This window comes from Flaviflexus sp. (assembly GCF_041440645.1).
Taxonomy (GTDB): Bacteria; Actinomycetota; Actinomycetes; order Actinomycetales; family Actinomycetaceae; genus Flaviflexus.
On record NZ_JASDVN010000010.1, the window covers coordinates 1 to 16,500 of the forward strand.

At 61.6% G+C, this 16,500-nt stretch carries 13 protein-coding genes and 1 tRNA gene; 5 read left to right on the forward strand and 9 right to left on the reverse strand.

The window, feature by feature from the left end:
• A partial coding sequence (locus QMB98_RS01240; protein WP_371683815.1) for a uracil-DNA glycosylase occupies nt 1–647 on the forward strand: 647 nt, incomplete at its 5' end.
• A gap of 70 nt (nt 648–717) precedes the next feature.
• On the opposite strand, the gene QMB98_RS01245 is transcribed toward QMB98_RS01240, so the two are convergent.
• Nucleotides 718–1,404, reverse strand: a complete 687-nt coding sequence (locus tag QMB98_RS01245; protein WP_371683816.1) for a helix-turn-helix transcriptional regulator — start codon at nt 1,402–1,404, stop codon at nt 718–720.
• A 141-nt stretch (nt 1,405–1,545) separates the two neighbouring features.
• Between QMB98_RS01245 and QMB98_RS01250 the strand changes: the two genes are divergently transcribed.
• A complete protein-coding gene (locus tag QMB98_RS01250) occupies nt 1,546–2,475 on the forward strand; it encodes an Fpg/Nei family DNA glycosylase (RefSeq protein ID WP_371683817.1) in 930 nt (309 codons plus the stop codon).
• A gap of 166 nt (nt 2,476–2,641) precedes the next feature.
• Here QMB98_RS01250 and QMB98_RS01255 read toward each other — a convergent pair whose 3' ends face one another.
• Genes QMB98_RS01255 through QMB98_RS01265 form a run of 3 tightly spaced genes read right to left on the reverse strand, consistent with a single transcriptional unit; the run spans nt 2,642 to nt 5,552 of the window.
• Entirely contained in the window at nt 2,642–2,971 is a 330-nt protein-coding gene (locus QMB98_RS01255) for a metal-sensitive transcriptional regulator (protein ID WP_371683845.1), read from the reverse strand.
• 50 nt (nt 2,972–3,021) lie between these two features.
• Nucleotides 3,022–5,283: a heavy metal translocating P-type ATPase gene (locus tag QMB98_RS01260; RefSeq protein ID WP_371683818.1), complete on the reverse strand. Its 2,262-nt coding sequence runs from the start codon at nt 5,281–5,283 to the stop codon at nt 3,022–3,024.
• Between the two features lie 59 nt (nt 5,284–5,342).
• Nucleotides 5,343–5,552, reverse strand: coding sequence for a heavy-metal-associated domain-containing protein (locus QMB98_RS01265; RefSeq protein WP_371683819.1), 210 nt, complete (start codon nt 5,550–5,552; stop codon nt 5,343–5,345).
• Between the two features lie 167 nt (nt 5,553–5,719).
• Between QMB98_RS01265 and ppc the strand changes: the two genes are divergently transcribed.
• Nucleotides 5,720–8,512, forward strand: coding sequence for a phosphoenolpyruvate carboxylase (gene ppc / locus QMB98_RS01270; protein ID WP_371683820.1), 2,793 nt, complete (start codon nt 5,720–5,722; stop codon nt 8,510–8,512).
• Between the two features lie 727 nt (nt 8,513–9,239).
• Here ppc and QMB98_RS01275 read toward each other — a convergent pair.
• The 4 genes from QMB98_RS01275 to QMB98_RS01290 form a co-directional block, all read right to left on the reverse strand.
• Nucleotides 9,240–9,312: transfer RNA gene (locus tag QMB98_RS01275), tRNA-Thr, on the reverse strand.
• 56 nt (nt 9,313–9,368) lie between these two features.
• Nucleotides 9,369–10,181: a DsbA family protein gene (locus QMB98_RS01280; RefSeq protein WP_371683821.1), complete on the reverse strand. Its 813-nt coding sequence runs from the start codon at nt 10,179–10,181 to the stop codon at nt 9,369–9,371.
• A gap of 108 nt (nt 10,182–10,289) precedes the next feature.
• On the reverse strand, nt 10,290–10,670 hold the full coding sequence (locus QMB98_RS01285; protein WP_371683822.1) for a hypothetical protein: 381 nt from the start codon (nt 10,668–10,670) through the stop codon (nt 10,290–10,292).
• Between the two features lie 10 nt (nt 10,671–10,680).
• Nucleotides 10,681–12,465: a protein kinase gene (locus QMB98_RS01290; protein WP_371683823.1), complete on the reverse strand. Its 1,785-nt coding sequence runs from the start codon at nt 12,463–12,465 to the stop codon at nt 10,681–10,683.
• A 224-nt stretch (nt 12,466–12,689) separates the two neighbouring features.
• On the opposite strand from QMB98_RS01290, the gene QMB98_RS01295 reads away from it, so the two are divergent.
• Nucleotides 12,690–13,820 (forward strand): ABC transporter ATP-binding protein, encoded by a 1,131-nt coding sequence (locus QMB98_RS01295; RefSeq protein WP_371683824.1) that lies wholly within the window; start codon nt 12,690–12,692, stop codon nt 13,818–13,820.
• A gap of 20 nt (nt 13,821–13,840) precedes the next feature.
• Nucleotides 13,841–15,070: a DUF4032 domain-containing protein gene (locus QMB98_RS01300; protein WP_371683825.1), complete on the forward strand. Its 1,230-nt coding sequence runs from the start codon at nt 13,841–13,843 to the stop codon at nt 15,068–15,070.
• A 154-nt stretch (nt 15,071–15,224) separates the two neighbouring features.
• On the opposite strand, the gene galE is transcribed toward QMB98_RS01300, so the two are convergent.
• On the reverse strand, nt 15,225–16,241 hold the full coding sequence (gene galE / locus QMB98_RS01305; protein WP_371683826.1) for a UDP-glucose 4-epimerase GalE: 1,017 nt from the start codon (nt 16,239–16,241) through the stop codon (nt 15,225–15,227).
• Between the last annotated feature and the right edge of the window lie 259 nt (nt 16,242–16,500).

The following is a 16,500-nucleotide window of genomic DNA, read 5'->3' on the forward strand; positions in this document are numbered from 1 at the left end:
CCTCCTGGGCAGCGGCGGATTCCAAAACAAACTACACCCCCAATTATGAAGAGCCTGATTTCCTCCGGGACGAACTTGCACACAAGCGCAGCTATCTTCCCGCCGGAAAGAACGTGTTGCGGGCCTTCACCACCCCGATGTCACAGGTGAAGGTTCTCATCGTGGGGCAGGATCCCTACCCCACCCCGGGCCACGCCGTGGGCCTTTCCTTCTCCGTGGAACGCGACGTTCGCCCGCTCCCCCGCTCCCTTGCCAACATCTATAAGGAACTCGAAAGCGACCTTGGTATCCCACCCGCGGCCACGGGCGATCTGACGTCGTGGCAGAACGAGGGAGTCATGCTCCTCAACAGGGTCCTCACCGTTCATCCCGGTAGCGCAGGGTCCCACCGCGGCAAGGGCTGGGAGGCCATCACCTCCCACGCGATCTCGCAGCTGGCTGGCAGGGGCGGTCCCCTGGTCGCCATTCTTTGGGGCAAGCAGGCACAGGAGCTCGCTCCCCTGCTGGGGGATACTCCAATCATTGCTTCGCCGCACCCATCCCCGCTCTCAGCATCACGTGGGTTCTTCGGATCCAAACCCTTCAGCAGAGCCAACGAACTGCTTGAAAGCCAGGGAGCGGCACCTGTTGATTGGCGAGTGCTCTAGAACAACAAACCCGGCCGCGACATTCCGCTACCTGGCTCGTGTCACGCCCCAGCCTGTGCGGAAGCTTAAGCTATCGCCTCTGGTGCTCCGCGACCGTGAGTCGGCAGGCGTTCGGTTCGGCGAAGGGCTCAACGAAGGCCGATGCGCCGACCTTCTCCTTCTTCAGGACCTGATCGAGCATGCCCTGGTGAATGTCGCACAGTCCCTTCGGGATCTCCTGCCCCTCGGTCAGGAGCGGGCACTGGGTGAGCTGAAGACAGGACGGGGATCGAAGAGAGGCCCTGGGCGCAAACCCCATGTCCGCCATGAGGGACGTGACGGCCTCAACCGCCCCCTCACGCGTGTTGAGCAGTCCGCTTTCAACGATGTCATCACCCCAGGTCTGACCCCAGCGATAACCATCAGAACGTGCCGTCTCATCGGGGAAGCTACGCAGTGCCGCGTTGATGAGTCCCACGAGGTGGCGTGCGGGCGCGCCCTGCGAACCCGAGGTGGCCCGGTACTCCTTGCGGGGACGACCCCTGCCCTGACTGGGCATTGAGGTGGCGGTGACGAGACCGTGCTCTTCAAGAACAGCGAGATGCTCACGCACCGTGTTGGGGTGGGAATCTACCTCGTTGGCCAATTCGACAACGGTCACCGCACGCCCCATGTCCACCAACGTGTCCAGAAGCCTGCGCTGCTGGCGCGTGAGAGGCGCGGCTTCGCTCAAAGCCTCTGCCATCGGGCGCGGGCCATGATCGTGGGACGCTGGCATGATACCCTCCCTTATTAGTTACGGATCTTTCCTGAGAATACCACGCAGTGGGTGAATCTCACTGGGCCTATTGCCCCGGTTGCGCAGATTTATGCACGATTTGCCCCTGTTTTGTGGAAAAAGAGGCGCAAAGGAGAATCAATGCCTGAGGGGCATACAGTTCACCGACTAGCGGGAGCGTTGACGGAGCTGTTCTCCGGGCACAGACCAACCATCACCTCACCGCAGGGACGATTCTCTCAAGGAGCCGCCAAACTCAACGGTCAGATCGCACTTTCCGCCGAGGCCTGGGGCAAGCACTTCTTCATGCCGTTCGCGCCGGAACCGACGGAGGTCACCCTCGGCGAGGATGGTCCGGACTGGCTTCACGTTCACCTAGGTCTCTACGGCTCGTGGTCGTTTGATGGGGATGGCGAGTTCATCGCCGTCCACACCATTGGCGCACCACGCAGGCGCATTGGTGAGCGCGAGCAACTCTCGGAAGGAGCAGACGAGCGCCGCGTTGCCGAATGGGAGCCTCCCACGCCCAAGGACACCGTGCGCGTTCGCTTTGCTCAGCCCCACGGCATAGCCGACCTCACCGGCCCGAACCAGTGCCAGGTCCTCTCGGGTAGCGAGGTCAGAGCAGTCCTCAAGCGGCTGGGTCCCGACCCGCTACGCAACAATCCCGGCGACCGCGAGCGCTTCATCAGTCTCGTCCGTAAGCGCAAAGTCCCGGTCGGTCAGCTCGTCATGGACCAGGCCGTCACTGCCGGCCCCGGCAACATCTACCGCGCCGACTGCCTGTTCCGGGTCGGGATCAGCCCGCTCCGCCCCGGCAACCGAGTTTCGGAGCACCGCCTTGGCCTCCTGTGGGATGACCTGGTGAGCGCCATGAGCGAGGGCGTACGCGACGGCATCATCCTGACCAATCCTCCCGAGTACATCCCTTTGGATCCGATTGATGAGCAGGATCGCCGGTTCGCGGTCTATCAGCGCAGCGGTAGAGCCTGCTGGCGGTGTGGGAACACCATTGCTGAGATGGCGATGGCGGGTAGGCGCCTCTTCTGGTGCCCCGGCTGCCAGCGCTAGGAAACACAGAGGCACGTAGCCCTGTCGTCAACAGTTGGCCTGTACAGATGACGAGGTGGTGGTGCCGGCACTGTCGCGCCCGCTCCACCACCTCGTTCATTGGTTCTTACGTTCTTGAGTTCTTCGCGCCCTGTTTCTTAGTGGTTAGGACCTGGCTTCCTAGTTGTTAGGACTTCACGAGCCTCGTGATCGCGGCCATGGCCTCGTCGATCTTCTCGTCCGCTTCCTTTCCTCCCTTGCGGGCCGCATCGACCACGCAGTGGTCGAGGTGGTCCTTGAGGAGGGAGAGGCCGACGTTTTCGAGTGCGCTCGTTAGGGCCGAGATCTGGGTGAGGATGTCGATGCAGTACACGTCCTCATCGATCATGCGGTGGATGCCGCGGGCCTGTCCTTCGATTCGGCGTAGCCGTGCCAGGTACTTCTTCTTATCGTCGCTGTACCCGTGCTTGTGCTCGTGGCAGTTAGTGTCCTCCTGGGAACCGGCCTCACCTTGCACTGTCGTTTCTTCGGCGGCTTCTTCCGCGTTGATCGCGGCGGTGTCGTGACTCATGCCGTCACCTCCTCGTTTGCTCGTGACTTGAATCCCTTGAGCCTCAGCGAGTTGGACACAACGAAGACTGAGGAGAAGGCCATGGCGGCTCCTGCCAGCATCGGGTTGAGCATGCCGAGTGCCGCGAACGGGATGGCAACGGTGTTGTAGGCGAATGCCCAGAACAGGTTGCCCTTAATGGTTGAGAGGGTCTTGCGAGAGAGCCTGATGGCGTCGGCTGCGCTCCGCAGGTCACCTCGGATGAGTGCGATGTCTGCAGCCTCGAGGGCAACGTCCGTGCCGGTTCCCATGGCGAGGCCAAGGTCGGCTTGGACGAGGGCGGGTGCGTCGTTGACGCCGTCACCAACCATGGCGACCACCTTGCCCTGGTCCTGCAGTTCCTTGACGACCGCGACCTTGTCCTCGGGCAGAACCTCGGATATGACGTGGTCGATGCCGACGTCGGATGCGATGTGCTGGGCGACCTTGTCGTTGTCTCCCGTAAGGAGCACCGTGTGGAGTCCGAGTTCCTTGAACTGGGCGACCGCTTCCTTCGAGGTGGCCTTGACCTGGTCGGCAACAACGAAGACTCCTCGTACCTGACCGTCCCAGCCTGCGGCCACAACGGTCTTGCCTTCGGCCTGGGCCTCAGTGAAGGGTGCCTCGAGAGCGCCGAGCGGCATTCCTGCCTCGGCGAGCATGGCGGGCTTGCCCACCATGATCTCGTGACCATCGACCACGCCGGTCACGCCGTGACCCTCGCGGTTGGCGAAGTTCTCAACGTCCTTGAGGCTGCCTATCTGAACCTTCGCACCATCGGCAATGGCCTTGGCAATGGGATGCTCGGAGGCATCCTCGAGGCTTCCCGCGTACTCAAGTACGGTCTTTTCGTCGGTTCCTGCGACCTCGACCTTCTCGAGAGTCATGACGCCCGTGGTGACGGTGCCGGTCTTGTCGAGAACGATCGTGTCAACGCTCTTGGTCTGCTCGAGAACCTCGGGGCCCTTGATGAGGATGCCGAGCTGTGCGCCGCGGCCCGTACCGACCAGGAGCGCCATCGGGGTGGCAAGGCCAAGGGCACACGGGCAGGCAATGATGAGAACGGCGACGGCTGCGGTAAAGGACATGTTGGCGCTGTGGCCTGTGACGAGCCAGCTAATGAGGGTGACGATCGAGATGACGATAACAACGGGAACGAAGATCCCGGAGATGCGATCCGCGAGGCGCTGAACATCAGCCTTGCCGGTCTGTGCATCCTCCACCAGCTTCGCCATCTGGGCCAGCTGGGTGTCGGATCCGACGCGGGTGGCACGAACAACGAGCCTGCCGCCAGCGTTGACGGTGGCACCGGTGACGGAGTCACCCACACCGACCTCGACGGGAACCGATTCGCCGGTCAGCATCGAGGCATCGACCGCGGAGGCTCCCGACATGACCTCGCCGTCGGTTGCGATCTTCTCTCCGGGGCGAACAACGAACTCGTCGCCAACCTTGAGCTGGGAAATGGGGACGCGGACCTCTGTGCCGTTCTTCAAGACGGCGACGTCTTTGGCACCCATGTCCATGAGCGCTCTCATGGCGCTACCGGCTTCGCGCTTCGACTTCTTCTCGAAGTAGCGACCGAGCAGAACGAACATGATGACGCCGGCGGCAACCTCGAGGTAGATGTTGCCCTCGCCGGAGTGCTGGTTCGGAGTGAGCTCGAAACCGTGAGTCATACCCGGATGACCTGCGGTTCCGAAGAAGAGTGCGTACAGCGACCACAGGAAAGCGGCGAGGGTACCGAGAGAGATCAGGGTATCCATCGTCGTGGCGCCGTGCTTGAGGTTGGTCCACGCGGCCTTGTGGAACGGGTAACCACACCACACGACTACGGGTGCGGTCAGGGTGAGGGCAAGCCACTGCCAGTTGGTGAACTGGAGGGCAGGAATCATGGAGAGGATGATGACCGGGACGGCCAGGACGACCGCGCCGATCACTCGCTGGCGCAGTCCTTCCAGTTCGCGGTCGACCGGCTCCTCATCGGCCGCGCCAGGCTCCTCCTTGGGAGGCTCCGGTAGTGTGGCCGTGTACCCGGCCGCCTCGATCTGTTCAATGAGTTTGACGGGGTCGTAGCCCACCGGCATGTCAACCCGAGCCTTCTCGGTCGCGTAGTTGACGGTGGCGCTGACGCCGTCAAGCTTGTTCAGCTTCCTTTCCACTCGATTCGCGCACGAAGCGCACGTCATGCCGCCGACCTCGAGTTCAATCGAGTCGGTGTCGATGAGATTGTTCGTCATGAAGACCTCTTTATCTAGGAGCGGAAAGGAAGCTGAGCCCCGCGTGGGGTCAACGATAGTTACGCGCGGACTGCGGTGTAGCCGGCCTCGTCAACGGCTGCGATCACGTCAGCATCGGAGATCTCTGCCGAGGAGTTGACGACAAGCTTGCCGGTCTCGTGCGAAACCTCAACGGACTCAACACCAGCAATTTCCATAACTTCCTCGCGCACGCTCATCTCGCAGTGTCCGCAAGTCATTCCCGTGACATCAAATTCCGTGGCGGTCATTTTTACCCTTTCGGTCCGGATACCCCCTGCGGGTATTCCAAGGTAAATTTATACCCCTTGGGGGTATAAATCAATGGGACATATGTCCTAAAGCACGGTCGGACAGGGGCGCGTAGTTGGCACCTTGTGGTTTAGAGTGTCGATTGTCCACACACAGAGGAGGACACGTGTCAGAAAATATTGAACAGGATGTTCGTGCAGACAAGGACGCGGCGCTACGCGCTGACGTCCGTCGTCTTGCTGGCATGCTGGGTCAGATCCTCGCCGAACAAAAGGGCGACGATCTCCTCGATCAGGTTGAGCGCATTCGCCAGCTTGCGAAGGAAGCTCAGCAGTCAGACGACCGCATTCCCGTCTTCAAGAAGATGGAAGAGGAACTGCGCGACCTTCCCATGGAGCGAGTCACCAACCTCGTTCGCGCCTTCACCCTCTACTTCCAGCTCGCCAACACGGCGGAGCAGAACCAGCGCTCCCGTACACGCAACAGTCGTCCGGAATCCGAGGATTGGATCCCGCGGGCAGTTTCCCGCATCACCAACTCCCTGGGCACCGAAGAGCTTGACCGCATCGCCTCAACCCTCGACATTCGCCTGGTCTTCACCGCGCACCCCACCGAGGCATCCCGTCGCGCCGTTCTGACGAAGCTCCGCAGGCTGTTCCAGGTCCTGTCCCAGGACACCGAGGAGGGCACGGCGGCGCGCCGCCGCCAGGATCGCGACCTCGCTGAGGTCATCGAGCTCCTGTGGCAGACCGATGAGCTGCGCAAGACCGCACCTACCCCGGTCGATGAGGCACGCAACCTCCTCTACTACCTCAAGTCGCTCTACACAGACGCCCTTCCCGGAACTGTTGCTCTGCTCAATGCTGAACTCGAGGCCGCTGGCGTCGACCTCAGCCCCTCCGTTGAGCCCCTCCGCCTCTTCTCCTGGATCGGGGGTGACCGCGACGGCAACCCGTTCGTTACCCCCGAGGTCACGGCAGAGATTCTGAACATGCAGGCGAATGAGGCCATCGACGTGGCACTGGAGAAGCTGGACGCCGGTTCCCAAGTCCTGTCCATCTCCACGAACCTGGTTCAGGCGGACGAGGAACTGCAGAAGTCGATCGATGCTGACCTCGAGGCCCTCCCCAAGTTCCCCTCCTTCGTGGTGGACCTGTTCCGCGAGGAACCCTTCCGCCTGAAGATCGAACTCATGAAGGGCAAGTACCTCAACACCCGTGAACGCATCAACTCCGGTGATGCTCACGTGCCGGGACACGACTACGCCAACACCCAGGAAGTACGCGAGGATCTCGCGCTCCTCATTGACGCCCTCGAGCGCATCGGGTCCCCGCTCGTTGCCACCGGTCTTGCTGGCGACCTGCGCCGCACCCTGGGCGGCATCGGCCTCACCCTTGCCGCCATCGACGTGCGTGAGCACTCAGCGAAGCATCACCAGCTTCTCGAGCAGCTGTACGACCGCGTGGGCGATGGTGAAATCTCCTACGGGGACATGGACAACGAGCAGCGCACTGTCCAGCTTGGCAAGGAGCTTGCCTCCAAGCGTCCCCTCGCAGGCCCCGGCCTGCACAACGGCACACTTGGCCTGACCGACTCTGCACGGAACACGTACGCAACGTTCGCGGAGGTTGCGAAGGCACAGAAGATCTACGGCACCGACATTGCCCAGACCTACATCGTGTCCATGACGCACGGTGCGCACGACATTCTTGCCGCCGCCGTCATCGCCCGCGAGGCCGGTCTCATCGAGATGCCGAACGGCACCTCCGAGGGTCGCGCCGACATTGGCTTCGTTCCCCTCCTCGAGGAGGTCCACGAGCTGCAGATGGCGGGAGAGATCCTCGAGCGCCTTTTCTCCGACCCCTCGTACCGCGAGATCGTCCGCATGCGCGGCAACGTCCAGGAGGTCATGCTCGGCTACTCCGACTCCAACAAGGACTCGGGCGTGCTCACCTCCCAGTGGGAGATCCACCAGGCTCAGCGCCGCCTCCGCGACGTCTGCGCCAAGCACGACATCGACCTTCGCCTCTTCCACGGTCGTGGTGGTTCCGTTGGCCGTGGTGGCGGCCCCACCTACGAGTCGATCCTGTCCCAGCCCTACGGCGTTCTCGATGGTGCCATCAAGTTCACCGAGCAGGGTGAGGTCATCTCCGACAAGTACCTCCACCCCGAACTCGCTCGCGAGAACCTTGAGCTCACCGTGGCCGCCGTTCTCGAAGGCTCCTCCCTCCACAAGGTTGCCCGCTCCGCAACCGAGGTGCAGGTGCACCGCGATGAACTCATGGAGGAGATGTCGGACGCAGCATTCCACCGCTACCGCCAGTTGATCGACGACCCGGATCTGCCCGAGTACTTTGTGACCACCACCCCGGTGGAGCAGCTCGGCATGCTCAACATCGGTTCGCGCCCCTCGAAGCGCACGACCGCCGACAAGGGTCTCGATGGTCTGCGTGCGATCCCGTGGGTGTTTGGGTGGACCCAGTCCCGCCAGATCGTTCCCGGCTGGTTCGGTGTTGGTAGCGCCCTTCGTGCCGCCCGCGAGGCCGGCCACGAGGACGAGGTGCGGGAAATGTACAAGACCTGGCACTTCTTCCGCACCGTCATCTCCAACGTGGAGATGACGACCAAGAAGACCGACATGGGCATTGCCTCCCACTACGTCCGCTCGCTCGCACCCGAGCGTCTCTGGCACCTGTTCGACCTCATCCAGGAGGAGTTCACCATCACCCTCGAGGAGATCGCACTCCTGACGGGCGAGAAGGAACTGCTCGATTCGAACCCGGTCCTCAAGCGCACCCTCGAGGTTCGCGACCAGTACCTGCATCCGATTAGCTACATGCAGGTCAATCTCCTCACCCGCATCCGCGAACTCGGAGAGGAAGAGGCCGGCGAGGATCTGAAACGAGCCCTCCTGACCACGATCAACGGTATTGCCGCCGGCATGAGGAACACCGGCTGATCACCGCGACAGATGCGCCCTCGGAGCTTCAATGCCCCGGGGGCGCAGTCATGTCCAGGCTCCCCACATGCCACGGCTTCGCCCCAAGGCCCCGCACCTGACCCGCATCCGATCAAGTTCAACGGAGCAACCTGGGGTCCAAGAACACATCTTCAATACATTCGGGTGGATTAGCACACGGGATGTTATGCCACGATTAAGAATATGCATTGGAGAAGCAAAGAACATTCTGTTCACATGGCGATTATCAGACAATCTGTCATAACTATTCATTTCGAACCCTGCCGCACCACTTTTCGAGCTGTGTCCATTTTTCATGCTTGATCACATTGTGGAACTGGGCCTCGTACTTTTCCGTTCACACGCTGTACTCTTGGATCGGGCCACACCCAACATGAGGGGCGCCCTGCTTCAAGGACGCCCCTCATGACTATTCACGGGTACTTATTGTGCGAGCATGCCAACCCAATCCAAACTCGTTAGTGGCCACTACAGCTATGGTGAGATTCGGTGGCGCTTTTTGATTCGCGATCATAGGTGCATTCCACGACTCACGGCAGCGGGCTCACGCATTGGCACCACGTGCTTTTCGCTGCCGCCTTGCTTCCGCCTGCCCGGTCGAGTTCTCCTCCACGAGTCCACGAGCCGTCACTACGTTCAGTCGATCGCCGGTGGGCATAAGACAAGGCCCCGAGCTCGCTTGTGGCGAATTGCCGGGGCCTTGCGGAGCCACCTGTCGGATTCGAACCGACGACCGTCCGCTTACAAGGCGGGTGCTCTACCAGCTGAGCTAAGGTGGCGCGGGTTTATTCTGCCAGATTCGTTCTAGACAAAGCCAACCCGCATGCTGTGATTTCTATTCCTCGGTGGATGCCTTGGGCTCTGCGAGTCCAAGCATTCCCTTGAAGTCGCGGTTCGCCCATGCGGTGGTCTCCTGACCATCGACGAGAACCGTGGGGGTGCCGCGGTAGTCCTGGAGGAACTCAAGGGTTACAGTCTCTGCCCACTCGAGATCAGCCTCATCCTCGATGCGGTCGACGATGTCGGAGGGCACCCCAGCATCGGATGCTGCCTCGCGGATGCTGTTCCAGTCGGGAATGGCCGAGGAGCGACCGTTGAGAACGGCGTCGGTGTCCTCAAAGACGTTCTTGTGAAAGGCAACGAGGTGCTCTGGTGAGTTCTCCGCAATGAACTTGAAAGCTGCTGCACCCTTGGCGGAGAAGTCGTTCTGCAGGATCGCGACCGGGTGGTACACGAACTCTGCTTCGCCTTCGGCCATGATGTCGTTGATGTCGGCGCCGTTCCACTGCTCGAGGTCGTTACAGTAGGTGCACATGTAGTCGAAGTAGATGTCGACGCGGTGCGAGTCGGTTGTGAGCTCTGCGTCCTCACCGTAGATGGCGTAGCCGGTGGTGATGTCGGTGCCGTCCTTGACGACGGGCTCTACCTGCACTGCGATCGGATCGTAGTCGGGGCGGCCCGATGCGTCTTCGGCGTTGCCGTTCGAGACGATCGACCAGATCGCTACGCCAACGAGGGCGATGGCGACGATGATGACACCGATGGTGATGAACTTGTTGCGTTTGGCGCGCTTCGCTTCCTGCTCTTGGATCTTGCGTGCTTTTTCTCGGGCTTCTGCCCTGCGGTCTGCCTTGGTGTGATTGGCCATCGTGATTCTTTCTAAGCGATACGTTTTACTGCTGTGGGCATGGTCCTGCCCGAAAAGTAATGGGGTCCCTGCGGGAACACTAGTTTCTTGGTGGGCGCTATGCGGGCGCTATGCAGTGGGTGGGTCTCTGGACCCAGCGCTCGATACGACCCGCCAGCAGTTGTGTCGCGAATAATCGGTTGTGACAGGGAGTGGCTCGACAAGCCTCAGGGGCGTGACGGTGCCGAACAGTCGCTGGAAGTAGGCGCGTGCCGCTTCCCTGACTGCCACCGAGTTGGCCAAGATGCCAACGAGCACCAAGAGCGTGAGTCCTGCGATCTGGAAGGTTGACGGGCCGAGAGCGGCCCCGCTTGCACATCCGGGATCAGAATGCACGAGGCCCAGGTGATAGAGGGCTGCGTTCGTGGCGCTGGTGCACTCCCCACCCACCGTCAAAGCCGCCACAAGCACTGGCACTGTGGCGATGAGAAGGCGGAGACGCATGGTCATGGTGGTCAGTCTAATTGAAAATGAAAGGACGCGATAATGGCACCCAGTCGGGACCGGGGCCGTTGAGATAGATGGGGATGGCGAGGGACAGGAGAGCAACCCCGAGAACGACCCAGAACATCCGGTACCCGGACGAGGGGGCGATGCTGGACAGCAGGTATCTCGTTGACTCCCTCGAGGGGCCGCTCGTGGGATACGCCCACGCAACCCACGTGCCGATGAGCGCACCGACAGCAACGCACACGATCTCGTCGAGGCTCATCGCCTGGTAGCCAAACCAGGCAAGCGCTCCACCAAGCACGACCCCGGAGCCCACGGACGCAAGGGTGCGGGCGGCACCTCCGAAGATGGAGATGGGGAGGCGGCTGAGGATCGTGAACGATTCCGTGCGGTAGCGCCCGCCGCGTTCGATTCGTGACTGGATGAGGCTCTGGCGCGACACCCCAATGACGGACGTGATGACCATGTACACGATGAAGACACCGATCATGACGACCGGGAGGACTCCCGCCCACACCGTGTAGACGAGCCAGATCATGACAGTCAGCAGGGGCCGCTTCGGTGCCGGCTTCAGCCAGTCCGGGACCGGGGCCGGGTTCCTTGAGAACCGAGGATCGAGGCGAGCGTGCGCCACCACGGCAGAGTCCTGCCTCGGGTGGAACACAGCGGAGCCGGTGTGATCGTACGGGGAGGCCTGCTGGACCTGCTGGGGTGGGATCGAGGGTTGCTGGCCGGTCGCCTGCTGGTCACGCGGACCCTCCTGCTGAGGGGGTCCCTGCTGCTCGACCGGCTGGCTCACGGGGAAGCCCATGGGGCGTTGATCTCCCGGTGGGTACTGGACCGCGTGGCGTGCTTGCGGGGCGTAGAACGGCGGTGGCTGCATGAACTCGCCACTCACGTGCTCCGTGGAATTCCCGTTCAGCATCTGCGCCTGGGTTGGTGGGGTGGGTTCGCGCGGAATCGTGGATGTGTATGCCGGCCCGAGGGCGAGGTCCTCCTCGCTGACCGCGATCGTGCCGTTCAGCATGCCGATCACTTCGGACGGGTTCGGGCGCCTATCGGGTCGCGGGTTGAGTGCGGCCTCGAGCGCGTAGGCAACGACCGGATCCGCACCGGTCAGGTCCGATTCGCCGGTGTGGACCTTGCGGGTCACTTTGGGGCTCTGGCCCGTGCCAAACGGGGCGTGCCCGGTAGCCGCGTAAGCAAGCGTCGCGGCCCAGGACCACCAGTCCGCTCCCGTCGTCGGATCGTCGCCATTGAGCACTTCTGGTGCAGCATATCCGGGGGTGTGGGCGAGCATGCCGGTCATGGTCAGCCTGGACTCCTCGGCGATCTGGGCGATACCGAAGTCGATGAGCACGGGGCCGCGCTGGCTCATCATGACGTTGGAGGGCTTGAGGTCGCGGTGCAGAACGCCCTTCGAGTGGATGGCCTGGAGCGCCTCGGCAAGTTCGGTCGCAAGATCGGCCAGGTCCTTGCCGACAAAGACGCCGTTCTCGGACACGTCAACGGAGAGGGTGGGGCCGTCGATGAGTTCGGTGACGATGAAGGCCTCTTCATCTTCCGTTTCCGCGTCCAGCACCTGGGCCACGTAGGGGCCGGTGACCTGGCGGAGCGTCCGCACCTCACGCCGCAACCGGTCCCTCGCATTTGGGTCGGCAGCGATCGACGGATGGAGGAGCTTGAGAGCTACGCGTTCCCCGCCACCATCAAGCGCCTCGTATACGGTTGACATGCCACCAAAGCCGATTTTCTGAACCAGCTGGTAGCCGCCAATGTCGCTACGTTCTTGCACGTCTAATACGGTACCTGAGTTTCTCCTCGGAGAGATGTATGGCATGGGGGACTTCTCACTTGAAATTACTAGCAAAGAACCGGCAATATTAAGGAGGTTGCTTGAGTAGAGACCGAAACACTGCTGTTTCACTTCACTTTTGCAATCGTGTCAGTGTCGACTCCGGCGCAGGCATCTTCACAACGGATCGTCCGGCACGTACCTGCCGGTGAAGGGACCATTTCATGGCCACTGTAACTTTTAGCAATGCCACGCGCATTTATCCCGGTTCAGACAGACCGGCGGTTGATGGGCTTAACCTCGAAATCGAGGACGGTGAATTCCTCGTACTCGTCGGCCCCTCCGGTTGCGGCAAGTCAACATCACTGCGGATGCTGGCCGGCCTCGAAGAGGTCGACTCCGGTCGCATCTACATCGGCGACAAGGATGTAACCGACATCACCCCCAAGGATCGCGACATCGCGATGGTGTTCCAAAACTACGCTCTGTACCCGCACATGACGGTGGAGCAGAACATGGGGTTCGCCCTCAAGATTGCCGGCACCCCGAAGGAAGAGATCAAGGAACGCGTTCTCGAGGCCGCAAAGATTCTTGACCTCGAGGAGTACCTCGACCGTAAGCCAAAGGCACTCTCCGGTGGTCAGCGCCAGCGCGTTGCCATGGGCCGCGCCATCGTGCGCCAGCCCCGGGTGTTCCTCATGGACGAGCCGCTCTCCAACCTCGATGCGAAACTCCGCGTCCAGACCCGTACCCAGATCGCGTCCCTCCAGCGCCGCCTTGGCATCACCACCGTCTATGTCACTCACGACCAAACCGAGGCGCTCACCATGGGCGACCGGATCGCCGTTCTCAAGGATGGTCTGCTCCAGCAGGTGGGCACCCCGAGGGAAATGTACGATGCTCCCGCCAACCGCTTCGTCGCTGGCTTCATCGGCTCCCCCGCCATGAACCTCGGCACCTGGACGATCAGCGGCAACAACGCCGTGCACGGCAATGCCACGATTCCGCTCCCGGATTCGGTTCGCGCAGGAATCACCGAGGACGATCACGGCAAGGTCGTTGTGGGCTTCCGTCCCGAGAACCTCGAACTGGCCTCCGACAGCTCCGAGTTCACGATTCCCGTCAAGGTCACCCTTGTGGAGGAACTCGGTTCCGACGCCTACATTTACGGCAACATTGTCGGTTCCGAGAACGAGGCGGAACCGTTCGGTTCTGGCGATGGCTCGAACCAGGTCGTTGTCCGCATCCCACCGAACGCCGTTCCCGAGCCGGAGACCGTTGTCCACGCTCAGCTCAAGCCCGGCGCCGGTTACTTCTTCTCCCAGTCCACCGGTAGCGCCCTAGCCCGCGGCTAGAGCCACCGGAAAGGAAATTGTTGTCCACGTCCCTGAGGATTACTGCCGCGTCGGTTGAGCCCGCGCTCTTTGACCTACCCTGGCACCTTTCTCTCGAATCGTGGCCCGAAGAAACCCTTGCAGCACTGCCTCGCGGTATCTCCCGGCACATCGTGCGCTTCGTTCACCTCGAAGGGCGCGTCATTGCCATCAAGGAGATCGGCGAGGCAGTCGCGCATAGGGAATACAACATGTTGCGTGACCTGGGGCGGCTCGGCGCCCCAGCTGTCACGCCCCTTGCCGTTGTGACGGGCAGGGTGGATGAGGAAGGTAGGCACCTCGAGGCCGCCCTCATCACCGAGCACCTGTCCTACTCCCTCCCCTACCGTGCACTGTTCGGTCAGTGGCTGAAGCCCGAGACAGCGAACCGCCTGATCGATGCGCTCTCCATCCTCATGGTGAAGCTTCACCTGCTTGGCTTCTACTGGGGCGACGTGTCCCTATCGAACACTCTGTTTAGGCGGGATGCTGGCGAGTTCGCCGCCTACCTGGTGGATGCCGAAACGGGTGAGCTTCACGAGAACCTCTCAAACGGCAAACGCGAGTACGACATTGATGTGGCACGCACGAACATCATTGGCGAGCTCATGGATCTTCAGTCCGGCGAGATGCTGGACGAGAACGCGGACGTCGTGGCCCACGGCGATCGCCTCTACGAGCGCTACACAACCCTCTGGGGCGAACTCACGCGAGTGGACTCGTTCGCAAGCAATGAGCGGTGGCGGGTGGATGATCGCATCTATCGCCTCAACTCCCTGGGCTTCGATGTTGGCGAGCTCGCCATGATCTCCAATGCCTCCGGCACCTCCGTTTCCATCCAGCCGAAGGTGGTGGACGCTGGGCACTACCATCGCCAGATGATGCGCTTGACGGGCATGGATGTGGAAGAGAATCAGGCCCGCCGTCTGCTCAACGACATGGAGTCCTACCGCGCCCTTGCGGGGCGTGGAGATCAGGACCTGGCACAGGTGGCACACGACTGGATGCTCAACGTGTTCCAACCATCCGTCAACGCCGTCCCCGTCTCCCTCCGAGGCAGACTCCAGCCCGCCGAACTCTACCACGAGCTCCTGGAACACCGGTGGTACATGTCTGAGGCCGCAGGACACGACGTGTCCATGACGTACTCGACCCGCTCCTACATCGAGTCCATCCTCGTGCACCGGCCCGACGAGAGAGCGCTACTCGGCCAACCAATCGAATCGGACTAGAGGAACACTCAGGGCCGCAACCACACGCTGAGGGAAAGAGCGCCCTCAGCTCTCAGGAACGACCGTCCATAGCACCGTATCCTGAGTCCTCGCCTGCTTGAGGGGCCCAAGGTACCGAAAGTACCGCCGCAGCAAGAGCGCTCGATACGGTTTTCTAGCTGGCCCGATAGCCGTCGGGATTGCTGGACTGCCAGCGCCACGTATCGGCGCACATGTCCGCCACGGTCCGCTCCGCGGTCCATCCCAGTTCGTCACGTGCCCTGCTCGGATCCGCCCACACCGAGGGCAGGTCGCCTGCCCTGCGGGGGCCAATGACGTAGGGAACATCGACACCGGACGCCTCTTTGAAGGCGTGAACAATTTCGAGAACCGAGACTGCACGCCCGCGACCGAGGTTCCACGCGCGAACAGAAACGTTCCCCTCCGCGATGCACTCAAGGGCCTTAACGTGCCCCTCAGCAAGGTCAACAACGTGGAGGTAGTCGCGCAGGCACGTGCCGTCGGGGGTGTCGTAGTCACCTCCGTGCACGGTCAGCCTCTCCCTGCGGCCGGCAGCGACCTGCGCAACGTAGGGCATGAGGTTGTTCGGGATGCCGAGGGGGTCCTCACCAATGAGGCCGGACTCGTGCGCACCCACAGGATTGAAGTAGCGCAGGAGCGCAACATGGATCGAATGAGCCGCCGCCACGTCAGTCAGGATCTGTTCGATCATGATCTTCGTGCGTCCGTAAGGACTGTCGGAACGCAGGTACTCCTGGTTCTCGTTCATGGGAACATCACCGTCACCGTAGACGGTGGCCGATGAGGAGAAGATGATGTTCTGACACCCAACCGACCCCATGGCCTCAGCCACCGAGAGGGCTGAATCCAGGTTGTTGCGGAAGTACATGAGTGGCTTCTCAACGGACTCCCCCACGGCCTTGAGGCTGGCGAAGTGAATGACCGCCTCGGGGCGCACCTCGTCAAACAGCTGCAGAGTCTTCTTCACATCCGTCAGGTCGGCCTCGTGGAACTCGATCTCCCGCCCGGTGATTTCATTGATCCGGTCCAGGACACCCGGTGATGAATTGACGAAGTTGTCGACAATGACGGGCTCGTGCCCCGCCTCCACAAGTTGCACAACGGTGTGCGAACCAATGTAACCGGCTCCGCCGGTGACAAGAACCTTCATCCTTCGCCCCTCTTATTTGATTCCAACGCACGTCAAGAAGCCACAGTTAACACCCACCAGCAACCTCTGTCGCGTCCTCCTCGGACGTACGCGCGACGGTTGAGGCGAAGAAACCTGAAGCAAGTATCAATCTCAGAGCCTAAATAGACCCAATGGATATTGTCATCGATGATGCACTCTCAAACCAAGCTACCCCCTGACGGGCTAGCTTTGCCGGGAATCCCACGATTCGCAACCAACCCAGCAGCCGCACCATTTC

Excerpts from the sequence above, each read along its gene's own strand:
- QMB98_RS01245 (WP_371683816.1), bottom strand. The coding sequence starts at position 1,404 with ATGCCAGCGTCCCACGATCATGGCCCGCGCCCGATGGCAGAGGCTTTG.
- QMB98_RS01250 (WP_371683817.1), top strand. The coding sequence starts at position 1,546 with ATGCCTGAGGGGCATACAGTTCACCGACTAGCGGGAGCGTTGACGGAG.
- QMB98_RS01260 (WP_371683818.1), bottom strand. The coding sequence starts at position 5,283 with ATGACGAACAATCTCATCGACACCGACTCGATTGAACTCGAGGTCGGC.
- QMB98_RS01265 (WP_371683819.1), bottom strand. The coding sequence starts at position 5,552 with ATGACCGCCACGGAATTTGATGTCACGGGAATGACTTGCGGACACTGC.
- QMB98_RS01280 (WP_371683821.1), bottom strand. The coding sequence starts at position 10,181 with ATGGCCAATCACACCAAGGCAGACCGCAGGGCAGAAGCCCGAGAAAAA.
- QMB98_RS01285 (WP_371683822.1), bottom strand. The coding sequence starts at position 10,670 with ATGACCATGCGTCTCCGCCTTCTCATCGCCACAGTGCCAGTGCTTGTG.
- QMB98_RS01295 (WP_371683824.1), top strand. The coding sequence starts at position 12,690 with ATGGCCACTGTAACTTTTAGCAATGCCACGCGCATTTATCCCGGTTCA.
- galE (WP_371683826.1), bottom strand. The coding sequence starts at position 16,241 with ATGAAGGTTCTTGTCACCGGCGGAGCCGGTTACATTGGTTCGCACACC.